The sequence below is a fragment of the Nostoc sp. genome (assembly GCF_036916575.1).
Lineage (GTDB): Bacteria > Cyanobacteriota > Cyanobacteriia > Cyanobacteriales > Nostocaceae > Nostoc.
Map to the genome: position 1 here is coordinate 19,562 of NZ_JBALGC010000040.1, position 21,945 is coordinate 41,506.

The 21,945-nt window shown below is 43.1% G+C and carries 20 protein-coding genes and 1 pseudogene; 13 read left to right on the forward strand and 8 right to left on the reverse strand.

Translation table 11 applies throughout. From position 1 onward, the window contains the following. Positions 1–24: 24 nt before the first annotated feature. Entirely contained in the window at positions 25–828 is an 804-nt protein-coding gene (locus V7L29_RS10385; RefSeq protein WP_334735388.1) for a dienelactone hydrolase family protein, read from the reverse strand. A 151-nt stretch (positions 829–979) separates the two neighbouring features. Here V7L29_RS10385 and V7L29_RS10390 point away from each other — a divergent pair, with 151 nt between their 5' ends. Continuing rightward, positions 980–1,393, forward strand: coding sequence for a GNAT family acetyltransferase (locus V7L29_RS10390; protein ID WP_334735389.1), 414 nt, complete (start codon positions 980–982; stop codon positions 1,391–1,393). A 103-nt stretch (positions 1,394–1,496) separates the two neighbouring features. Continuing rightward, positions 1,497–1,931, forward strand: coding sequence for a VOC family protein (locus V7L29_RS10395; protein WP_334735390.1), 435 nt, complete (start codon positions 1,497–1,499; stop codon positions 1,929–1,931). Positions 1,932–2,778: 847 nt separating this feature from the next. Here V7L29_RS10395 and V7L29_RS10400 read toward each other — a convergent pair. The 3 genes from V7L29_RS10400 to V7L29_RS10410 all read right to left on the reverse strand — a co-directional run bounded on the left by V7L29_RS10400 (position 2,779) and on the right by V7L29_RS10410 (position 5,723). Further along, positions 2,779–4,491 carry a putative bifunctional diguanylate cyclase/phosphodiesterase gene (locus V7L29_RS10400; RefSeq protein WP_334735391.1) on the reverse strand — a complete coding sequence of 571 codons (1,713 nt, stop codon included), beginning with the start codon at positions 4,489–4,491 and terminating at the stop codon, positions 2,779–2,781. 322 nt (positions 4,492–4,813) lie between these two features. After that, complete coding sequence (locus V7L29_RS10405; protein ID WP_334735392.1) at positions 4,814–5,515, reverse strand: 5'-methylthioadenosine/S-adenosylhomocysteine nucleosidase family protein; 702 nt, start codon at positions 5,513–5,515, stop codon at positions 4,814–4,816. A gap of 70 nt (positions 5,516–5,585) precedes the next feature. Continuing rightward, positions 5,586–5,723 (reverse strand): hypothetical protein, encoded by a 138-nt coding sequence (locus V7L29_RS10410; protein ID WP_334689181.1) that lies wholly within the window; start codon positions 5,721–5,723, stop codon positions 5,586–5,588. Here V7L29_RS10410 and V7L29_RS10415 point away from each other — a divergent pair. Genes V7L29_RS10415 through hpnH form a run of 3 tightly spaced genes read left to right on the forward strand, consistent with a single transcriptional unit; the run spans position 5,693 to position 10,520 of the window. After that, positions 5,693–8,419 (forward strand): efflux RND transporter permease subunit, encoded by a 2,727-nt coding sequence (locus tag V7L29_RS10415; protein ID WP_334735393.1) that lies wholly within the window; start codon positions 5,693–5,695, stop codon positions 8,417–8,419. The two genes, V7L29_RS10410 and V7L29_RS10415, sit on opposite strands and share 31 nt — an antisense overlap. Further along, the gene (hpnA, locus tag V7L29_RS10420) at positions 8,419–9,465 is read left to right on the forward strand and encodes a hopanoid-associated sugar epimerase (RefSeq protein WP_334689150.1); all 1,047 of its coding nucleotides are present in this window, start codon (positions 8,419–8,421) and stop codon (positions 9,463–9,465) included. Before V7L29_RS10415 ends, hpnA begins: the two co-directional genes overlap by 1 nt. A gap of 35 nt (positions 9,466–9,500) precedes the next feature. Next, the gene (hpnH, locus tag V7L29_RS10425; RefSeq protein WP_334735394.1) at positions 9,501–10,520 is read left to right on the forward strand and encodes an adenosyl-hopene transferase HpnH; all 1,020 of its coding nucleotides are present in this window, start codon (positions 9,501–9,503) and stop codon (positions 10,518–10,520) included. Between the two features lie 225 nt (positions 10,521–10,745). On the opposite strand, the gene V7L29_RS10430 is transcribed toward hpnH, so the two are convergent. After that, a complete protein-coding gene (locus V7L29_RS10430; RefSeq protein ID WP_334689148.1) occupies positions 10,746–10,883 on the reverse strand; it encodes a hypothetical protein in 138 nt (45 codons plus the stop codon). A 537-nt stretch (positions 10,884–11,420) separates the two neighbouring features. Here V7L29_RS10430 and V7L29_RS10435 point away from each other — a divergent pair. The 8 genes and pseudogenes from V7L29_RS10435 (at position 11,421) to V7L29_RS10470 (ending at position 17,073) form a co-directional block, all read left to right on the forward strand. Then, positions 11,421–11,942, forward strand: coding sequence for a phycocyanin subunit beta (locus V7L29_RS10435; protein ID WP_334689147.1), 522 nt, complete (start codon positions 11,421–11,423; stop codon positions 11,940–11,942). Between the two features lie 91 nt (positions 11,943–12,033). Continuing rightward, positions 12,034–12,525: a phycocyanin subunit alpha gene (gene cpcA, locus V7L29_RS10440; protein WP_334689146.1), complete on the forward strand. Its 492-nt coding sequence runs from the start codon at positions 12,034–12,036 to the stop codon at positions 12,523–12,525. A gap of 162 nt (positions 12,526–12,687) precedes the next feature. Further along, positions 12,688–13,500: a phycobilisome linker polypeptide gene (locus tag V7L29_RS10445; protein WP_334689145.1), complete on the forward strand. Its 813-nt coding sequence runs from the start codon at positions 12,688–12,690 to the stop codon at positions 13,498–13,500. A 159-nt stretch (positions 13,501–13,659) separates the two neighbouring features. Continuing rightward, positions 13,660–14,529, forward strand: coding sequence for a phycobilisome linker polypeptide (locus V7L29_RS10450; protein ID WP_334735395.1), 870 nt, complete (start codon positions 13,660–13,662; stop codon positions 14,527–14,529). Positions 14,530–14,758: 229 nt separating this feature from the next. Continuing rightward, positions 14,759–14,971 (forward strand): annotated as a pseudogene (locus tag V7L29_RS10455) (phycobilisome linker polypeptide); the annotation flags it as partial. 44 nt (positions 14,972–15,015) lie between these two features. Continuing rightward, entirely contained in the window at positions 15,016–15,861 is an 846-nt protein-coding gene (locus tag V7L29_RS10460; RefSeq protein WP_334735396.1) for a HEAT repeat domain-containing protein, read from the forward strand. 240 nt (positions 15,862–16,101) lie between these two features. Next, positions 16,102–16,842, forward strand: coding sequence for a HEAT repeat domain-containing protein (locus tag V7L29_RS10465; protein ID WP_334735397.1), 741 nt, complete (start codon positions 16,102–16,104; stop codon positions 16,840–16,842). Positions 16,843–16,854: 12 nt separating this feature from the next. Next, the gene (locus V7L29_RS10470; protein WP_334735398.1) at positions 16,855–17,073 is read left to right on the forward strand and encodes a hypothetical protein; all 219 of its coding nucleotides are present in this window, start codon (positions 16,855–16,857) and stop codon (positions 17,071–17,073) included. 360 nt (positions 17,074–17,433) lie between these two features. Here V7L29_RS10470 and V7L29_RS10475 read toward each other — a convergent pair whose 3' ends face one another. Genes V7L29_RS10475 through V7L29_RS10485 form a run of 3 tightly spaced genes read right to left on the reverse strand, consistent with a single transcriptional unit; the run spans position 17,434 to position 21,741 of the window. Beyond that, a complete protein-coding gene (locus tag V7L29_RS10475; protein WP_334735399.1) occupies positions 17,434–18,093 on the reverse strand; it encodes a hypothetical protein in 660 nt (219 codons plus the stop codon). Positions 18,094–18,121: 28 nt separating this feature from the next. Next, a complete protein-coding gene (locus V7L29_RS10480; RefSeq protein WP_334735400.1) occupies positions 18,122–19,129 on the reverse strand; it encodes an iron-siderophore ABC transporter substrate-binding protein in 1,008 nt (335 codons plus the stop codon). Further along, the gene (locus V7L29_RS10485; protein ID WP_334735401.1) at positions 19,129–21,741 is read right to left on the reverse strand and encodes a TonB-dependent siderophore receptor; all 2,613 of its coding nucleotides are present in this window, start codon (positions 21,739–21,741) and stop codon (positions 19,129–19,131) included. Before V7L29_RS10485 ends, V7L29_RS10480 begins: the two co-directional genes overlap by 1 nt. Between the last annotated feature and the right edge of the window lie 204 nt (positions 21,742–21,945).

The following is a 21,945-nucleotide window of genomic DNA, read 5'->3' on the forward strand; positions in this document are numbered from 1 at the left end:
TGTTATTGCTCCTAACCCAAAGACTTAGACTTTTTGAAGCTGAAGGTTCTTTTGGAACAGTTCTTGAACGTTTTTCCAAGCATCGGCAGCAGCTTCGGCATTGTAGCTGGCGCGATGGTTGCAGAAAAAGCCATGTCCTGCTCCGGGATAACGGAAGATAGCATGGGTAATCTGATTTTTCTTCAATTCAGCCTCGATCTGCTCTATTTGTTCTAATGGAATTCCCTGATCATCAAGACCAAAGAAGGCGTAAATAGGGTTTTTAATATCGGGAGTGCGGGTGATCGTTGGTTCTCCACCGCCGGGAGTTGAGTTAGGAATACCGCCACCATAGAAGGAAGCTGTAACTTTGATATCTGGTAAAGTGGCAGCTAGGTAAACGACATGACCACCAAAGCAGAAACCAATGGAGCCGATGCCTAACGGCAAGCCGCTTCGCGTCAACGCATCTCCTTGCACATTTGGTAGAGTTCTTAAATAGGCGATCGTAGCCTTAATATCACTTAATATTTCATCTGCTGTTGTCTGCTCCTTATATTGTCTTCCTTGCTGGATATCTTCAGGGGTGTATCCCCTCTCGTAACCGGGGGCGGTGCGTTGAAATAAAGTCGGGGCGTAGGCGTAGCCCGTCGTAGACATCGCCACATATCCCTCTTTGGCAAATTTCTCAGCAACTTCCCGAATGTGAATATTGACGCCAAAAATTTCCTGAATCACGATAACAGCTGGGAAGGTTCCCTGTTTTGCTGGTTCAGCTAAATAAGCATCAATTTGCAAATCTTTGTTAGGGACTTTAACTTGAGCGGTGCGAATTTCTGTGTTTGTCATTTTAGGGATTAGCCTGTAATTGCTTTTAGGTTGGGATGTTTTATGGTAAGTTTTTTATTATACTACTTAAATTTTACCGACATACAGTAGTTTAAAGAGTAGTATTTCACAAACAATGGGCAAAGGCAAGTCCTTTGATTTAGAGATGTAGATGAATATCAGACCATACCAAGAATCTGATGCTGAATCAGTCAGCGCTCTGTGGGATGAGGTGTTTCCTAATAACCCGTCGCACAGCAGCCCAAAATTGGTAATCAGTCAGAAGCTTGCTATACAACCTGAGTTGTTTTTCGTTACGGAGATTAACTCTGTAATTGTAGGCACTATAATGGCAGAATATGACGGGCATCGCGGTTGGTTATACACAGTTGCGGTCAGTCCTCAGTATCAACGGCAGGGTATTGGTAGTAAGCTAGTGGGGCACGCAGAGAGTGTATTGATAGCGATGGGATGCCTGAAAATCAATCTCCAAGTTCGTGTTTCCAATGTAGAAGTAGTTGAGTTTTATAGAAAACTTGGCTATATCGTTGAAGAACGCATCAGTATGGGAAAGCTTGTCGCATAGCTTTTTGGTAAGTTAAAACAGAAAAACTTTACAAAGACGCCAGTATTACTGCAAAAGGTGATTGTAGCTTTGCCAAATTTCACCCAAACTAGGAGAAAAATTTATGAAGCTTGATGCAGTTCATCATATTCAAGTAACCTATCCTCTTGAGGTAGAGGATGCAATGCTGTCTTTCTACAGCAAGGTTTTAGGACTGACTGAAATTTCTCGACCTGAGGTAATGAAAAACGATTCAGGAGCGTGGTATTTGCTAGGAAACATTGAATTGCATGTCAGTAGAGAGAAAAACCCCAATAATCAAACATCTAGACGACATTTTTGTTTCCAAGTTGATAACTTGAACGCCTTTGAGAAACACCTAAAAGAGCATGGGGTAGAAATTATTCCCGATCAACGACCACTTCCAGGATGTGTGCGGTTTTTCCTCCGTGATCCTGGTGGGAATCGTATAGAGATTGCAGAGTTCGTAAAGAGTACTTTTGCACAGCTACAAGCAGAGGAGTTGCTATTAGAAAGACATTCAGCAACGGTGTTTTAAGCACCAAGATGACTAGAAGTTGCACGCCAGTTGCTAATCGGCTTTAAACCTTCTGGCGAGCGTCTACAAAAGCTTTATTTTCTGCTAGTCCGCGTAGGCAAACTAATTAATTATCTAGATTGAATCCCCAGCTACTCATTCTCGGTATTCTTTTCTGATTTGCAGATATTGAAAGCAGTATGGCGCTGTAAAAACTGTTGAATATCACGTGTGTAGAAGAGAAGCCGTTTGAACTTGTGGTCAATTTGAGGGAAGTTGAAGGTTTTTATAACATCGATAAGACTATTTTCAGTAATACCATTATAGAAGATGGAAGTATTTGGTACGACAGTTCGTGCTCACATAGTTGCAAAGCTTTCCACAGTTTTAAAATAAATCACCTTTTATTCGGCTGATTAATCCCGAATTTCTCTTTTCATATGGGACTTCCAGAGAATAAATTACCCAATTTATTTAGATGATATTTTTCTTTTCCCCCTGCTAAGAGCTCTCTGCTCACCTCCCTACACAGCGATTGATTATTTTTTTTAATTGGAAGTCTTTATTTCCCTGCCCCCTGCTAAACATTTCTATCAAAATTACAGCTATTTTCAGGTAAATAGACCACGCGGTAAGGGCACAGCAATGCTGTGCCCCTACGACAGATGTGGTTCAAATACATGAAAACTGCTGTAAAGTGAAACGCTATCAGGGGGGTGACTTTCTGACTTATACCAATTCACTAAAATAATGAAACAAACGTAAACCCTCAAAGCCTTGCTGCATCTAAGTTATTGAATTGCGTTAGCGCAGCGTTAGCGAGTCCGCGAGCGTCATTGCGAATTGTGAATTGGTATTAGGCATTCACTTATGCTGCAATTGTCTCCATCAGCTGAGAACTTTTCTGCAACATCGGGGCAATTATATCAGCGGGGACAGGACAACTGAAGTAGAAACCCTGACCTTCATGACATCCCTGCATTTTTAGGTAATCAAGCTGTTCTTGAGTTTCCACACCCTCTGCCGTGATGTTCAACCGGAGGCTTTTTGCCAGGGCAATGATGGCATCAGTGACGGCGGCGCTATCAGGATTGGATATGACATCCTTTACAAATGACTGATCAATCTTGAGCATGTTCACAGGAAATCGCTTTAAATAGTTCAGGGAGGAATAACCAGTACCGAAGTCGTCTAGAGCCAACCATATACCCAGTTCTCGTAATTGTTTTAAGATTTTAACTGATCGCTCAATATCAGCCATCAAGAAGCTTTCCGTCACTTCCAGTTCCAGGTAAGATGCTTTGAGTCCAGTCTCCTCAAGAATTTGGCTGACGACCTCAACCAGATTCGGTTGTTCAAACTGTCGAGCTGACAAATTTACAGATATCCGAATTGGGATAAATCCAGCAAGCTGCCAAGCACGGTTTTGGGCACAAGCAGTTCGCAAGACCCATTGATCAATTGGCACGATCAAACCATTGGCTTCTGCGATCGGAATAAACTTTGTTGGAGAAATCAAACCTAAGGTAGGATGCTGCCAGCGAATCAACGCTTCCATAGCTATAACTTGTCCACTGTGTAAATCAATCAGAGGTTGATAATAAACCAGCATTTCGTGCCGCTCAAGCGCCCCATGTAATTCATTTTCTAAAGTCAGTCGCTCCTGCAACTGAGCATTAATTTCCGGCGAATAGAATTGGTATTGGCTACGCCCTCTTTGCTTCGCCTGGTACAGTGCCATGTGAGCCTGTTGCAAGATTTGATCTAGGCTATTACGATCATTTAATCCATTAATTGTGATGCCGATGCTGGCGGTGATATGAATCGAGTTACCCTCTAAAGAAAAGGGTTTGCTCAGGGTACTCGATAGCAAATGAGATAGCTGAATCACACTTTCAAAAGAAACAAGGTCTATTCGAGCCAGGACAAATTCATCTCCCCTCAAATGGGCAAGAATATCTGTTTGCGCTATGCAGGTTGATAACCTCTGGGCAACTGCTCTTAACAACAAATTTGTTGTCTCATGCTCTAACCCATGACTGATAGCAGTGAAATCATCAATAGCCAGCAAAAAGACAGCTACAAGGCGCTGGTTATTTTCAGGTTGGGATAGAGTCTGATAGAGGCGATCGCGGAATAAATCACGATTGGGTAATCCAGTTAGATCATCATAATTAGTGATGTAGTGAATTAACTGATCTAATTTGTGAAGAGTTTGTGAAGTATCCGCCATCAATGTACCCGCTTCATCAGCAAATTCTGTAGGCAGTTCCGGTAGGGTTTTGGTGTTCAGATAGTTTTGTAATGCAGCAGATGTCAAAATAACCGGTTCGAGAAGGTAGTGTAGCGCGTAGAGGGTGACACCTGTACCCGCTAGCGTAGCTAACAGAGCAATGATCATAACTCGCACTGCCATCTCCAACGAATAGGAGTTTGAGATCAGGAAACTCAAGAGTAAAGTCAGAAGTGGTACATGAGTGCCCAAAAATGCCACCAACATGATTTTAGCGGTGTAACTTTTCTTGAGCCATCGGAAATCAGCTAGGAACGAGTACAGGTAGAGCTTGTGATTGAGCTTCATAAATTCTGTTCGATAGTTGGCGAATTAGTTCCGAGCTATCCTGACAAAAGAGTATTTTTAATTCACAATCCCGGGGAATTAGCTCTCATGGAACCCAACCTTGAGCAGGTTATATATTATGCTTCCCAATCTAGTTTTATACTTAATATCTATAATGATAAAGTTTCTGTAAAGCTTATTCCACATACAATTTCATAACCAAAGATTATTTGTATTAATTATTACATTCCTGTACTTATTCGTTTGTTATAACGTGATAGAAAAGCAAAAGTAACCACAGGTAAACATCGATATATATCGATGTTTACCTGTGGTTGACAGATTATTTCAGGCTATAGCCTGAAAAGAGCAGATTTGTAACTTGCTCTAACACCTTTAATGCTGTTAATGAACCTCGAATCAATCGAGTACCAGCAAGGGGTTGTCGAAGCATTCCCATCGCTAAAGCAAAAGGGTTTAGGGAGCCATCAGAGTTAATTGCTGGTGTGAGATCAGGGATATTATGCTGACAATCGTCGCTGACTACTCGCAGCATTGCCACGGCCACCCCAGCCGCATTGAAAAACTCTAGAGCGGTAAATCCTTCCATATCAACAACATCAGCCGCCAAAGTTTCACCTAAACGGCGTTTTTCGGCGGCAGACCAAATCACGCGCTCGCTTGTCAATGCCTTGACTAATGAGACTTTTTCTGATATACAGGAGTGCAATTGTGCTGAAAAAGTGCGATCGCATTCTTGCTGCTTCCTCTGATAAATACAATCTTGATACAGCACAATATCACCAACTGTGTGGCGATCGCTCAAGCTGCCACATATACCCATAATCAGCACCCGGGATTTTGGAGCCAGAAATTGTCCATTTCCTTGGGATTGTTCCAGATATTTGAGTAAAGGCTTCATCCCAACAGGTATGGCTACTATCGTTGGGATGGAGCCAGTAATGCCGCTTAATCCGCGACACACAGCTTTATATTCTGCTCCTTGAGGTACCAGAATTGTATTAATGGGGAAAAAATTAGGCACTTGCCCTCTCGAGAGTCTCAAGTTTCATGTGTCAAGTTCCATTCTGTATTAAAAATTTTGCCTATCTGAGTCACAATAAGTAATATTGCCGTTTAGTAGTAACCAAAACTCGCAAACCGAAGGTGATTGCTGTAGCATGACTAAATAATTGTGTCACCCACACGATAATTTTCCAAGATGGTAAAGTTTCATAACTCAAAATCCGCACGAGAACTCTTCAATATTTCCAAATTGGCGATTCAATTTTCGTGGCTGACGCTGAGTTTTTGGATTGCCGTGACGGTAGCTGGTGTTCTGGCTTTCAGCTCCCTTAAGTATGCCTTGTTTCCAGATATTACCTTTCCAGTGGTAGTTGTAAATGCTACAGCCCCCGTAAAAACTGCTCTGGATACAGAAGCCAAGCTCACCAAACCCTTGGAAGAACGCCTCCACTCTCTAGAAGGACTGGAGAATATCCGCTCATCCACCTATCCTGGTCAAACTGCTGTTAGTCTTTCTTTTGCCGTTGGGACGAATTTAGAAACATCAACCAAAAAGGTTGAAACTGCCCTCAAGCAGTTGACTTTGCCTCAGGGAGCAACTGACAAAATTATTCCCCTGAATCTAAACGAGTCAGCCGCCATTAGCTATGCCATAGAGAGTCCGACGCGGAATCTCAAAGATTTGACGAAGTTAGCGCAAGATGAGATTGTCAGTGCGATCGCTAAACTACCAGGAGTCCTGAAAGTCTCACTACTAGGTGCTGCTACTACAACTCCTTTGCTAAATCCAGCGAATGCGAGTGCAGCTACTCTTACCCAAACCGGAGCGACATTAGTGCGGTTTAACGGTGAAGATGCACTCGCATTTCAGGTAATTAAACGCGGTAGCGCTAACACCTTGGAAGTAGTGAGTCGAGTTGAGAAAGAAGTTCAAAGGCTACGCTCTACCCTCAAGGATGTCAAACTCACTTTAGCTGCCACCCAAGCAGAATATATCCGCCAAGCCACCCAGTCAACAATTGATGCTTTGCTGGAAGCAGTCGTCTTGTCTATCGTAGTAATTTTTCCTTTTTTGTGGAATTGGCGGGCAACTCTGATCTCTGCCTTGGCGATTCCGACATCTTTGTTGGCGACGTTTATCGTCATGGCGATTTTCGGCTTTAACCTGGAGACAATCACTTTGCTGGCTTTAGCTTTGGTGATTGGTAGTATTGTTGATGATGCGATCGTAGATGTGGAAAACATCATGCGACACGTTGAAGATGGGGAAACTCCTCGCCAAGCGGCGCTTTTAGCTACAAATGAGATTGGGTTGACAGTCACCGCCGCCACTTTGACAGCAGTAGCAGTTTTTCTACCCATAGGTTTGATGGGTGGGGTAATCGGTCAGTTCTTTAAGCCTTTTGGGATCACCGTTTCAGCGGCGATGCTTGCTTCTATGCTAGTTGCTCGGACTTTATCTCCAGTTCTAGCTATCTATTGGCTCAAACCTAAATCCTCGCTCTCCCCGCGTCGGGAAGCAAAAATCTGGGTGGCCTTTAGCCAATCTTACAGAAACTTGCTGAGTTGGTCTTTGAGTCACCGCAAGATAGTTATCGGGTTAGCTGTACTCAGCTTCATTGCCGGTATAGTGATGATTCCACTAATTCCTAAAGGGTTTATTCCCAAACTTGATCGCGGCGAATTTAATATTGCTTATACGGCTCCTTTGTCGAGTATCCCTGATTTGGCAAGTAAGGGAGCAGGAGGAGCAGGGGGAGCAGGGGGAGAAAAATTAACTCCCTCATCCCTCTCATCCCAGTCCCCAGTGCCCAATGCCCAATTTCCCATTCCCAATCCTTTGACCGATTCTCTTAAGGTTGCTAAGAAACTAGAAGAGGTTGTGAGAAAATCACCGACAGTTGAAACGGTATTTACCACTGTTGGTTCTCGTGAAGGTGAGCCGAACAAAGGCATACTGTATGTGAAGCTCAAGAAAGACCGCAAAATCACAACTGCGGAACTACAAGACCAATTGCGCTCCTCCTTACCTGCTCTTTCTGGGGTAACTACCAGTGTTGAAGATATTCAATTTGTTGATTCCGGTGGTCAAAAACCCCTGCAAATAGCATTACAAGGTGATAATCTCCAAGCTCTGAGCAAAGCAGTCAAAGCGATTAAACAGAGGATTCAGAGACTACCGGGATTTGCCGATATCACAGTTACAGGTGAAACGAATCCACAGGGCACGGTTTTTCAGATCGAGCGTCTGAATAATCAGCGGGTGGCCTATGTCAGTGCTAATCTTGGCAAGGATCTATCCTTGGGCGATGCTACTGACAAAGTGGTAGCTGAAGCTAAGGCGGTGTTACCCTCTAATGTTTCCTTAAATTTAGGAGGAGACTCTGCTAGCCAAGGTGAGGTTTTTAGCAGTTTCGGCAGTACTTTGGCTCTATCTGCCCTGTGTATTGTTATGGTATTAATTTTGCTGTTCAAAAGCTGGGTAGACCCTCTGGTGATTGGTGTCTCTTTGCCCTTGGCACTGGTGGGGGCAATGTTGGCGCTACTAATCACCAAGAGCGATTTTGGCATGATCTCACTGATCGGCTTCGTCTTTTTGCTGGGGCTAGCCAATAAAAATGCTATTTTGCTTGTAGATTATATCAACCAGTTACGCAGTGCTGGCTTAGAGCGCACCGAGGCGATCCTTAAGACCGGAATAGTGCGCCTCAGACCAATTATGATGACCACTGCCTCCACTATTTTAGGGATGCTACCGATCGCCTTAGGTTTGGGTGCTGGTTCCGAATTGCGATCGCCTATGGCTGTAGCGATCGCTGGTGGACTGGTGACTTCGACTATCCTCAGTTTGATTGTTGTGCCGGTAGTTTACACCATATTGGATGATTGGTTTCCTCGGTTTAAGAAGAGGGGGACAAATTGATGCAGGTTTTTGTCACGGGGGGTACGGGTTTTATTGGTGCCCACTTGGTACGGTTGTTGCTGCAACAGGGTTACACAGTCAAAGCGCTGGTACGCTCAAGCAGCAACCTAGAGAATCTACGCGGTTTGGAGGTGGAAATTGTCAAAGGCGATTTGAATTCACCAAATCTCTGGCAACAGATGGAAGGTTGTCAATACCTATTTCATGTGGCAGCCCATTATTCGCTGTGGCAAGCAGATCGGGAGTTACTGCACCGTCACAATGTCCTGGGTACGCGCAATGTGTTAGCAGCAGCTCGCAAGGCTAACATTGAGCGCACCGTCTACACGAGTTCAGTGGCAGCAATTGGGGTAGGATCATCTGGTCAAGTCGTCGATGAAACACATCAGAGTCCCTTAGAAAAGTTGGTGGGTGACTATAAAAAGTCTAAGTTTCTGGCTGAACAAGAAGCCATTCAAGCCGTTGCTACGGGTCAGGAGGTAGTTATTGTCAATCCCAGCAGCCCGATTGGCTCCTTGGATATCAAACCTACCCCTACGGGTGATATAATATTGCGGTTTTTACGACGGCAAATGCCCTTTTACTTGGATACTGGTCTAAATTTTATCGATGTCCGGGATGTGGCATGGGGGCATTTACTGGCCTTGCAGCGGGGTAAATCAGGCGATCGCTATATCTTAGGTCACCAAAATCTAAGTCTAAAGCAACTGCTAGAACAACTGGCCGATATCACAGGTCTAAGGGCACCTCAACGAACTGTACCCGCTTGGTTACCTCTTAGTGTTGCCTGGATTGATGAAAAGATTCTTGCACCCTTGGGGAAATTGCCCTCAGTGCCATTGGATGGCGTTCGGATGGCAAAACAACCTATGTATTATGATGCCGCCAAGGCTGTACGAGAGTTGGGTCTACCCCAATCTTCGCTGAAGGCGGCACTCAAAGATGCTGTGGATTGGTTTGTTACTCAGGGGTATGTCAACCCCTCTGGGGAATTCAAAATTCAAAATTCAAAATTAAAGACCCCCACAGATAAATCTTGGGGCTAAAAACGTGGTGTTTTGATCAACAGAGGAGTAATAGAATGGCAGTTAATCTACAACAAGCTATAGATATTGGAAAGTATCTTGTGACTCAACGTCTTTTAGGACGTAAACGCTTCCCCTTAGTATTGATGTTGGAACCTCTTTTTCGGTGTAATCTAGCCTGTACTGGTTGTGGTAAAATTCAACATCCAAAGGAAATTTTAAAGCAAAATCTCACCCCAGAACAATGCTTTACCGCAGTGGAAGAGTGCGGCGCACCGGTTGTCTCAATTCCTGGGGGAGAACCTTTGCTGCATCCCCAGATTGATCAGATTGTTCGGGGATTAATTGAGCGCAAGAAATATATTTACTTATGTACCAATGGTTTGTTATTAGAAAAGAGCCTGGATAAGTTTCAACCTTCCCCTTACCTGACTTTTAGCGTTCATTTAGATGGGATGCGGGAGTTGCATGATCAGTGTGTCGATCGCAAAGGTGTTTTTGATATTGCTGTCAAAGCTATTCGCGCCGCTAAAGCTAAAGGCTTTCGTGTCACTACTAACACGACTATCTTTGAGGGTACTCAACCCAAAGATATGCAAGAGTTCTTCGACTTTCTGGAAACACTAAATACTGACGGGATGATGATTTCTCCCGGCTACAGTTACGAGTGGGCACCAGATCAAGATCATTTTCTCCACCGAGAACAAACCCGCGCCCTCTTCCGGGAAATTCTGTCTCCCCTGAAAGCTGGTGAAAAAAACTGGAACTTCAATCACAATCCACTGTTCTTAGATTTTCTCACTGGTGAGAAGGACTACGAATGCACGCCTTGGGGCAGCCCTAGTTATAGCGTTCTCGGTTGGCAAAAACCTTGCTATCTGCTGAACGAAGGTTATTACTCTACCTTCAAGGAATTACTGGCACAAACTGACTGGAGTCAATACGGCCGTGCTAGTGGCAATCCCAAGTGTGCCGATTGTATGGTTCACTGCGGCTACGAACCTACCGCTGCAATGGATGCAATGCAACCGCAAAATATGGCGCGTGCCCTTGGCAGTGTCTTTGGCAGGAATTAGTAAGTGGGCGTGAATAATTAAAGGTTTGTAGTCAGTTAGCGCGGTCCATTGGTGTCAACTTAAGCCAAAACCCCTTTAAAACCTCGTTAAGAGCCAGAGGCTGGAAATCCTCCTCATTGGGCTGCTGCCGCAAGTAAGGGAGGCTTTGCCTCCCATTAGGCATTAAGAGTCAAAGACTTCTTTTCGAGGCAATCTCTAAAAGCTTGTTCTAAACTGGCTTTTACCTTAAGTTGACACCAATGCAAATGTTCCCGGACTTACTAACGCTATTAACCGCGATTCTATTTCTTCGCTTGTTGGCGCTGGCACTGTGACTCGGTGACGAAAGTCTGGATTTCCTGCTTTTTTCCGTGGCTTACTCATGGTTTTTTCAACACCCTTGTGTTGAATTTAAGCATTGAGTATATCCTCTTGACAAGATTGTACTTTTCTTAACTTGACACCTATGGCATCTTGCCCGCGCAGTTCATAGGACAGGCCAGACGCTTACCCCACAAGAGTTAATTGGATATTTTTTTACTTAGAAGTCCCATAGTTATTTCTACGGTGTTGTACTAACTTTTGATACAGAATAAAAGAGAGATAAATGTTAATTTATGTAAATTAAATTAACAAACATAATAATAATTTGTAATAAATAATGATGCAGCAGCATTGTATAAAGAGAACTTGGAAGTAAAAAACAACATCTTAATCAGGTTTTGCAGTCATTCACAGAAGTATGAAGTTTTTTAACAAAAGTTTTAATCTGAAAGCCTGGAGATCGTAAACTTATTTCTTGGATGTCTGTTTTAAACCTTGTCGTAACTCGTCAGGCAGTGCTGACATCAAAAAGAAACTGAACCATTCAGTTTTGAGTCCAAATTATTCTTAGCTAAGCAAATTAGGAGATTTAAGGCAATGGTTTTAGATGCATTTGCAAAAGTAGTTTCCCAAGCTGATACACGTGGGGAATATCTCTCCGATGCACAATTGGATGCTTTGAGCGAACTAGTCAAAGATGGTAACAAGCGTACAGATGCTGTTAACCGTATTACCAGCAATGCGTCTGCTCTTGTTGCTGCTGCGGCTCGTGATTTGTGGGCAGAACAACCCCAATTGATCACTCCTGGTGGTAATGCTTACACCAGCCGTCGCGCCGCTGCTTGCATCAGAGATTTGGACATCATTCTTCGCTATATCACCTATGCTATCTTCGCTGGCGATTCAAGCGTACTAGATGACCGTGCCCTGAATGGATTGCGGGAAACCTATTTAGCATTGGGAACTCCAGGAGGGTCAGTTGCTGTTGGTATTCAGAAGCTGAAACAAGCTTCCCTTGCCATTGTCAACGATCCAAATAACATCACCAGAGGAGATTGCAGCGCTCTGTCATCTGAAATAGCTAGCTATTTTGATCGTGCTGCTGCTGCTGTGGCTTAAGCCAAGCATTGCTGATGTTGACTGAATAATTGTCTGTCCATAGGACAAAACAAAATTTCAACCATAAAGTTTGTGAAAGGGAAATAGCAAAATGTCAAAAACGCCTCTAACTGAAGCAATTGCCTCGGCTGATTCTCAAGGTCGCTATCTCAGCAGCACTGAAATTCAAGTTGCTTTTGGTCGCTTCCGCCAAGCGCCAGCTAGCTTACAAGCAGCAAAAGCATTGAGCGGTAATGCCCAACGCTTGACCGAAGGTGCAGCGCAAGCGGTGTATAACAAGTACCCTTACACCACTCAACAACAAGGCCCCAACTTCGCGGCTGATGCACGCGGCAAAAGCAAGTGTGTACGTGATATCGGCTACTACTTGCGGATTATCACATACGCTTTAGTTGTTGGTGGTACAGGCCCCTTGGATGATTTCTTGATTTCTGGCTTGGCTGAAATCAACCGCACTTTTGAACTGTCTCCTAGCTGGTACATTGAAGCTCTCAAGTACATCAAAGCTAACCACGGTTTAAGCGGCGATCCAGGTGTTGAAGCAAATTCCTACATCGACTATGTAATCAATACTCTAAGCTAGAGTGTTTCTTTAGCCCGGAGAGGAAATCAGCTCTTATGACAAGTAAGTTTTATGAGTTGTTTACCTCTCCGGGCAGTTTTATTTTCAAAAGACTGTTAAAAAACTAGAAAAAATTTTTCTAAAAAGTTTTCAGTTTTGCAGTTAAAACTGAGGAGGTTAAAGATGGCAGCTTTGGGACAAGCAGCAAGACTAGGAATTAGACCATTTGAAAACTCATCACTGGTAGAACTACGTCCGGATAGAACAGAAGCGGATGTGGCAGTGGTTATCCGAGCGGCTTACCGTCAGGTTTTGGGTAATGCATATCTATTAGAAGGAGAAGGTCTGGAGAGTGCGGAATCACTGTTGCAGCAAGGTGAAATCTCAGTTAGGGGATTTGTGCTAGCTATTGCTCAATCGGAACTGTATCGGGATAAGTTTTTCCACTCCAACTCCCAAACTCGGTTTATCGAGTTGAATTATAAGCATTTATTGGGGCGTGCCCCAGAAGATGAGTCAGAAATTTCGTACCATGTTGAGCTTTACAACTCACAAGGTTATGAAGCTGAGATTAATTCCTACATTGACTCATTAGAATATCAAGAGAACTTTGGTGAAAATATTGTGCCCTACTATCGAGGCTTTAAAAGTCAAGTAGGACAGAAAAATGTGGGATATAGCCGACTGTTCCAACTGTATCGGGGTTATGCCAATAGCGATCGCGCTCAAGGACAAAAACAAGGACGGCTAACCTGGGAAGTGGCTAAGAATCTGGCTTCACCCATTTATCCAGTCTCAGCCGGAGCTTTAACAGGCCTCTCTACAGGTGGTCGCGGGGAAACATACCGCATCAGAGTGCTACAAGCAGCTTCCCCAAACTCAGCTGTCGTGCGGCGGGGTACTGCGGAATTGATCGTCCCTTACGAACAACTTTCTAGTAAATTGCAGCAGTTGAATCGCAAGGGCAGTAAAGTGATTAGCATTACAGCCGTATAAATAGGGAATCGGGAATTAAGTGAGGAGTTAGGAACTGGGAATGAGGAGTTATGAGTGAGAAGTTAGAAGTTATGAGTTTTAGATTCCTAACTCTACCCCTGCTCTTAACCCCTAACTCCTAACTTTTCCCAACTACCAATTACAAAAGGAAAATTATCAATGGCTATTACAACAGCCGCTTCCCGTCTGGGAACGGAACCTTTTAGCGATCAGTCTCCTGTGGAATTGCGTCCCAATGCAACCAAAGAAGACATTGAGAGAGTAATTGCTGCCGTCTATCGTCAGGTGTTGGGCAACAACTACATATTGGCATCTGATCGCCTAACAAGTGCTGAATCTATCCTGCGTGATCGAAAAAATACAGTGCAAGAGTTTGTGCGTCAAGTAGCTAAATCAGAACTGTACAAATCCAAGTTTTTCTACGACAATTTCCAAACTCGCGTCATCGAACTCAACTATAAACATTTGTTGGGTCGTGCCCCTTATGATGAGTCTGATGTAGTTTATCACTTGGACTTGTATCAAACCAAGGGATATGAAGCCGACATTGATTCTTACATTGATTCACCAGAGTATCAATCTAACTTTGGTGAAAATATTGTGCCTTACTATCGCGGGTTTGAAACCCAAACAGGACAGAAAACTGTAGGATTTAGCCGGATATTCCAACTTTATCGCGGCTATGCCAGTAGCGATACCTCCCAACTCAAAGGCAAGTCCTCCCGCCTAGCCAGCGAACTAGGTCGCAATAGTGCATCCGTCGTTGTTCCTCCCTCCGGTGGTCCTTCAGGCTTTGCATACGTTGCTTCCGAAAAAGGCGTTACCCCCAATAGTACTTTCGGTGGTGCAGGAACTTTTGGCAAAGAAGGCAGACTTTACCGCATTGAAGTGGCAGGCGTTTTTGGAGCTGGGTATCCTAGCACCCGCCGTGTCAATCAGGCTGTAATTCTACCATATGAAGAGCTATCTAGTTACTTCCAGAGAGTGGTAAAACAAGGTGGCAAAATAGCCAGTGTGAAACCACTTTAGTGTCATTTGTCAATGGTCATTAGTTATTAGTCATTGGTGAGCCAGTGCGGTGTTCTCCCAACGCCAAGGAGCGTTTCCAAGAGTTTGGGAGACGATGCCGTGCATAGCGCAGGCTATTGTCTACCTTGGGCTATGCCAACGAGTCCTTGATCGTCATGCGAAGGGTGATTATTAAGGACAATAGACTAATGACAATTTAGAATTTTAATTAAAATTTGGAATTGATTTTATGCTAGGACAAATTAGTAGTAGAACTAGTAATCGCTACTTTCGGTATGAAGTAGTGGGTCTGCGCCAAAGCGAAGAAACCGAAAAAACTAACTATCCCATTCGTTCTAGTGCCACTGTGTTTTTTACAGTACCTGAGAACCGGATGAATAAAGAAATGAAGCGGATTACTCGCTTGGGTGGCAAAATAGTCAGCATTCAGCTATTGAACGCTGAGGCTAAAACAGATAGCGGACAGAGCAATCCTCCTTCTTCCTAATGAATTCCAGTCCGCAGAAATTTGAAGATTTATCACCGACAGGTGACTTTGCCAACGGTGAATCTTTAACAGTAGAGCAAGCGATCGCTAATCTTGAGAGTGCAAATTTAGGTCTGCGGTTTTATGCTGCCTGGTGGTTGGGTAGGTTTCGCATAGGTGAAGCAGCTGCGGTTACAGGGCTGATTAAAGCTTTAGAGGATGAAGCCGATAGGACACCAGGAGGCGGATATCCTCTGCGACGGAATGCAGCTAGGGCCTTAGGGAAACTAGGCGATCGCCAGGCAGTATCACCTTTGATTGGGTGTTTAGACTGCTCAGATTTTTATGTACGGGAAGCAGCGGCACAATCCTTAGAGATGTTGAGTGATCCGGTTTGTATTCCCGCCCTGATCAAGCGATTAAAAGTAGGTTTGCAGGGAGAGCAGCTCATATCAAAGCAGCCTGATTTATCTCAACCCTACGACGCCATTTTAGAAGCCTTGGGAAGTTTGAAAGCAACTGAGTTTATCCCTTTAGTAAAGCCATTCTTAGAGCATCCAATCGAATTGGTGCAATATGCTGCCGCACGAGCCATGTATCAATTAACCCAAGAACCAGTTTATGGAGAACGATTAGTACAAGCTCTGGCGGGAGAGAAATTGCAATTGCGTCGAGCAGTGTTAGCAGATTTGGGAGCGATTGGATATTTACCCGCAGCAGATGCGATCGCACAGACTCTTGCCGAAAATAGCCTGAAGCTAATTTCTCTTAAAGGATTACTAGAACATCAAGTTAACCACACAGCAACAAGCACTTTGTCAGCAGGTGCGATTAAAGTGATGAATTTGATGGACTCGCTGTTGTAGTCCTACAGTACAGCCGCTAGGTTTCAAAGTCATATATAAAGCCTGTTTTACTCTTGACTTCTGAATTCTACTGGAAGTTATAGATAATGAGTTGTCATTAATACGTTTCAACCTAATGTTTTCCACACATAAACCCCCAGTCCAACAGCAAAATTAGGGCTAGGGGGTTTATGTATGATGTCAGCTACGGATAACTTAAGCTACAATTGGCTGACGACTAATGACCCATGAAAAATTATTATGAATAATAGTGACCTTGCCCAAATATTGATCCGTGCTGTGAAAGAAGCAGACTCCTCGGATCGCTTATTAGACGCAGTTCAAGAGTTAGCAGCCGCTGGTATAGAAGAATCTGTTCCCACTCTGATTGCAGCTTTGGGCTACAACAATCCAGGGGCGGCGGTGGCGGCGGTAGATGGACTAATTGCGATCGGGGAAGTCGCAGTGCAGCCATTATTGGAACTAATTGATGACTACAATTACGGTGCTAGAGCCTGGGCTATTCGTGCCTTAGCGGGAATTGGGGATGTCCGGGCGCTGGATACCTTGTTCGAGGCAGCAAAAAACGATTTTTCCCTGAGTGTGCGGCGGGCAGCTGCCAGGGGATTAGGCACTTTACGCTGGCATCAAGTACCGCCTGAGAAACTAAAATCTGTTCAAACTCAGGTATTAGAGGCACTACTACTAATTTCTCAAGATCCAGAGTGGGTAGTGCGCTATGCGGCAGTGACGAGTTTAGAAACACTAGCCATTGCAATAGCAGTCACTTTACCTGATCAAGCGTCGCGGATTACAAATCAACTTCAGCAAATGCTCGATACAGATGCCGATCTGGGAGTTCGCACCCGTGTAAAGTTTGCACAGGAAAAAATTCAGCAGCAACAACATCAACAACAACATCAAGAAGTGTTTGCACCGAAAATAAAGCTACAAGACACTGAAGTGCCTGAAGTGCCTCATCGTGGTGATGGCAGACGTTAAGCAATTCGTTTATTGCCGATTCCAATTGCATGGAATACAGCCTATCGTGAATGTTTACTGAAAGTTTCACTTTCCCAACTTGAAGTTTCATTTTCTAAGCTTGGGCTTTCTGGCACTATCGTATTCGGGGCAAAAATGACTTATGGGTTTGGTGTGGAGGTAAGCCGCCGCGTCAAATCAAACAGTTTTACCTGGGCTATTGTGAAACTGTGTTATATCATGTCCGGTTAAAGACTTATCATTAAGACCGCAGGGGGGCAGGGGGCTCTTAGCTGGAGGAAAGAGGGTTTCCTGGTTTTTGCACAGATGCGTGAATTATAACTAATTAGGCGGACATGATATTACTTCAAACAGTGAAAGTCACTAAAACTAATCCTTATGGGCTTGTAGGAGTTGTATTCACCCGTGATCCTATCAGTAGAGAACTGTGGTACATCAAAGCGTGAAAAAACTCCTACCCTCCAGACGTTTCGGGAATACAGCCTGCGATTCGATATTGAGGAAAACTTTTTGGATGACAAGGCAGGCGGCTTTGAGTTAGAATGCTCTCAATTTGAGCAAAATTCCCTTCAGAATTTGCTAAACAAAAACCTAAGACTCTGGCAGCCAAAAGCAAGTCTGTAGATGCAAACGGTGTTGAGTTGCATTCAAGGAAATAGGAGAAACCATGTGCCAAGAGCGATCGCAACGTACAATAGCAACTGAATATTGCGGCAAGGGTGGAACTTCTTTAACTACAGAAGTAGTCTGATTATCTTTAAGAACTTGAAAATACCCTCCCCACTCTGGGTTCCATCCCTCATTGAAATAGAAAAGTTGAGTTACGTGTTTATAGGGGATATCTGTATGAGGACGGTTCCAGAATCCTAAATCATGTCGTGTTAAATAAATTGTTAGTGAATGATTTTTCAAATTCAAATTAGTCAGATGCTCCATTGCCTCTCGATAATCAGGAGTGAGAAGTTCTTCAATCAATTTTTGCCAACTAAGACTCAGATCGCTGATATTTTGTAGACCTTTGTACTTACTTTCATCCAGAATGCAGCGTCCAAAAAACCTGTAGTCATCATATGTATATTCCGGGTATTCTTCTAACTCAAAGTCTCTAGCATGATATTCTTTATAGTTTGTAGTCGGAAAACTATTTGCTAGTTCAGATTGTACTGAAGTGTCAAGCAAGTTTTCAAACACAATCCATTTATAAGGAATTGACTGCATAGTTGCATTACTAATTGCACTCAAGTTCAACATAATCCCTCCTAAAAAACTTTCAAATAGTTTATTGCTGTTTAACTAAATATCGCTCCAAATCGTCTATCATCCGATTGGCTGCAAGGGGGCCAAACTGAACCCAGTAAAACCCCACCTCATGAACTTTTTCCTGTTGGACGACTTTCAACTTTGACCACAACGGTTTTGCTTTGAGTTGCTCAAGTATTGGGTATAAATCCCTTTTGCCCTGTGTGTCTTCTGATACTAGAAATAAAATATCCCCATCTAACTCACTCAAAAGTTCCTCTGATAAAGCATAGGCAGCAGGGCCACCCCCTAGACTCAGGGTTGCTTGACTATCCAAAGTTTGAGAGTAAGGACGTGCAACACCCGCATCTTTAAGAATAACTGCTGAAAAACTTGCCTTCGCCCACAGCCAAAGTGCATCAGTACGCAATTCGGCAACTGAGACTAAAGTTGTGTTCAGGCGATCGCCCATTTTTGCTTTAAACTGTGTCAAACGTGCATAATAATTATCCATTACCTGTTGGGCTATTTTAGTTTTACCCAGAACACGGGCTGTGAAAGCAAAAGATTCTTTCCAAGCTCCAGTGGTTCCAGGAGGAGCCAAAACAGTGGGCGCAATCTGTGATAACAGTGGATAAATATCTTGATGAAAATGCATACCAAGAATTAGGTCTGGTTTGAGAAACAAGACTTTTTCGATACTAGGAGAGAACCAATCTACATCTTCAATACCTGATAGCGGGCCTACTAATCGCTGCAATTGTGAGACAAATAACTTTGAGGCAGCTATAGGTTTGATCCCCAACGCCAAAGCATTTTCTAAACAATCACCAAGCATAACAACTCGTTGAGGATGAGCAGGAACTATTGTCTTACCCATTAAGTGCTGAACGACTCGAACCTGACCTAAAGAAGAAACACTCAATTCATGGCTAACTTTTGGATAATTAAAAAAGAAATAACTGTTTAGCCACACTACCACAGCAAGCAATCCTAAAAGGGGCAAGCATAGGACAAAACACTTGGTTAACCAATGAGTTGTTCTCATTAAAATTCCCACTTCACTGTCAACTGTGCTGTATACGGACGACCAGGAATAATTCTTTGGAGATAGTCAAAGCTTGCTTCATAATATCGAACATTAAATATGTTATTCAAGTTGAGTCCAATGCTAAAGTTATTCTGACGATAGTACAGAGCTGCGTCGGTAAGAAAGTAGCTTGGGATCGTATATGTATCCAAATTATCTGGCGTTTGATCTCCAACGTAGTTAAAGCCAATTCCACCTCCAAAACCTTTGAGAGAGCCAGTACCAAAGGTGTAAGTTGTCCACAAACTAGCGACATGCTTTGATACTCCTTCTACTCGATTCCCGATTGGAATATCATTGTCTTTGATAACGCGTGCGTCTGTATAACCGTAAAAGCCAATCACATTCCAACCGGGAAGAATCTCTCCGGTGACACTCAGTTCTACTCCCCGACTTCTTTGTTCTCCTGTTTGCACATCAAAATCGGGATCGGTAGGATCGGTAGTTACAATGTTAGTTAGTGTCAGTTGATATAAAGCAAGTGTCGCTGAGAGTTTATTATCGAATAAATCAGTCTTAACGCCCACTTCATACTGAGTACCTAGCTGTGGTCTAAAAAGGTTGTCATTTTTATCTGCACCCGTTACTTGTTCAAAAGAGCGGCTGTAGCTGGCGTAGAGGGAGACAGGCGCTATGGGTTGATAAACGATGCCTACTCTTGGACTAAAGGCAGAATCAGACTGGACACTTGAGGTTGAAGCAATCCGATTAGCAAACTCATTCTCTACTAAGTCATAACGTCCACCCACAAGTAGTTTGAGGTTATTGGCAAGTGTCACTTGGTCTTGAAGATAAAAGCCTAAAGCATCATCTCTGAAAAAGACATCAACTCCTCCAAGAGTATCACCTAGTGGTTGACCATACACTGGGTTAAAGACATCAAGAGGGGCGGCAGCTGTTCTAAGTACACTAGTTCTTCGGGTTTGTCTAAATAAGTCAAACCCCACCAAAAGTTTATGTTTTATATTACCAGTGTTAAAATCACCAATAACATGAGTATCTAAAGTATAAGCTTCATACTCTGTTGGCTTTGGAAAAGTAGTCAGATCTCTTTCGACAGTGCGGTTGTCTGCTTCCAGCAGACTGGTAACACCTGTTTCACGTAAATCAAGGGTTAAAAATGCAGCTTGAAATGAATTACTAATAGACCAGTTATCGTTAAAGCGATGTTCTAGATTGTAATTATATCTATGAAGCTGGCGGTTATAGAAATCAGTCGGTTCCCCTAAATAACGGTTAATAGGGATTTTGCCATTCGGGTTAGGAAGTATAGTTGCACTAGCAATCTGCTCCAAACCAGTACCTAGCGACTGTTGTATGTCTTCATATTCGGAATCAAAAGTTAGATTTGTATTTTTCCCGATACGCCAATTAACAACAGGCGAAACAAAAAAACGCTTTTCATGATAAAAATCAGTAAAGTCTTCTGTGGTTCTGTAAGAAGTGTTTAAACGATACGACAGACTGCCATCTTTTGTTAAAGGACTAGAAACGTCAAGTGAGGGTTCAAAAAGTTCATAACCACCACGCCTTACCTCTAAGGCATAGTAAGGCTGACTCAAAGGCTTTTTAGTAACTATATTAATGATCCCACCGGGATTGACTTGACCATAAATTACAGAGTTTGGCCCTCTAACAACTTCTACTCTATCTATATTTGTCAGCGAACTTGAAAGAGCAGCAACATCTGCAAAGCGGTCTTTGACACCGTTTCTATAAACGTTTCTGGCTCTAAAACCTCGAATCGAAAAAGTGTCTGCAATTCGAGATGAAAAATTATTTTGGACAACGCCAGCATTTCTAAGTATCCCAATTAAGTTACGCGGTTGTTGGTCTTCGATAACCTGCTGAGGAATCACCTGAACCGAAGCAGGAACATCACGCAATGGTGTATCTGTTTTCGTTGCAGTAGTTGCATCTGGTATCCGATAATTTGTATCTGGTGGCGCAGTCACCTCTAACTCAATGGGCTTTTCTGGTGTTGTTGTTGGCTGTTGAGCAGTAGAAGTACTAGGGGTCACTCCAAAAACTAAACCTTCTTTTGTACTATCAAACAACTCCACCGCAGGCGCACCCATCTCCCCAGTCACCGTTACTCGCAATGTGTTCGCGTCTAAATTTGCAACTGTAATTAATCCAATTCCTGCTACTGGCTTTGATTGTCTAAAATCTCCACTTATTAGTTGCAACTTGGCGTTAGGGATATCTGCAATATAGGAATTACCCTCTGTTTTCGGTATAACTTGTAATTTCAGAGAATTAGCTGTAACTAAAATTAACTCTATCCCTTTATCAGTAGAGTTAACCTGAACATCCGTAACTAATACCACATCTGTAGTTGCTTGACTAAGTTCGGGAAATTTATTCTGTCTGGGTACTCTCCATAAATATGAAGCATTAGTTTTAGGAAACTGTAACTGATTCAATGTTTGAATTTCTTGGAAAACTTCACCTGAGCGTACTAAAGTTTTTTTGATTAACGGTTGTTCAGAATATGCTGGATTGGCTAAAGTTAGAGAAACAACAGATATTAACCAGCAAATAGCAGGATATGGTAGTCTGATAAACATTTTTACACACACCAATTAGTAAATACTAGGTATTAAAATTGAGAATTAAATATAATTTTCCTTTCAATCCATAGCTTTTAAATAATATTACCAGTTTGGTTGGTAAAAAATATATTTATACCAACCCAATCATTGTAAAAATATATAACTTTTCAGTGTTTGCGTTTTATTCGAGCCGGAATTTTTTTTATTCCATCCGGAATT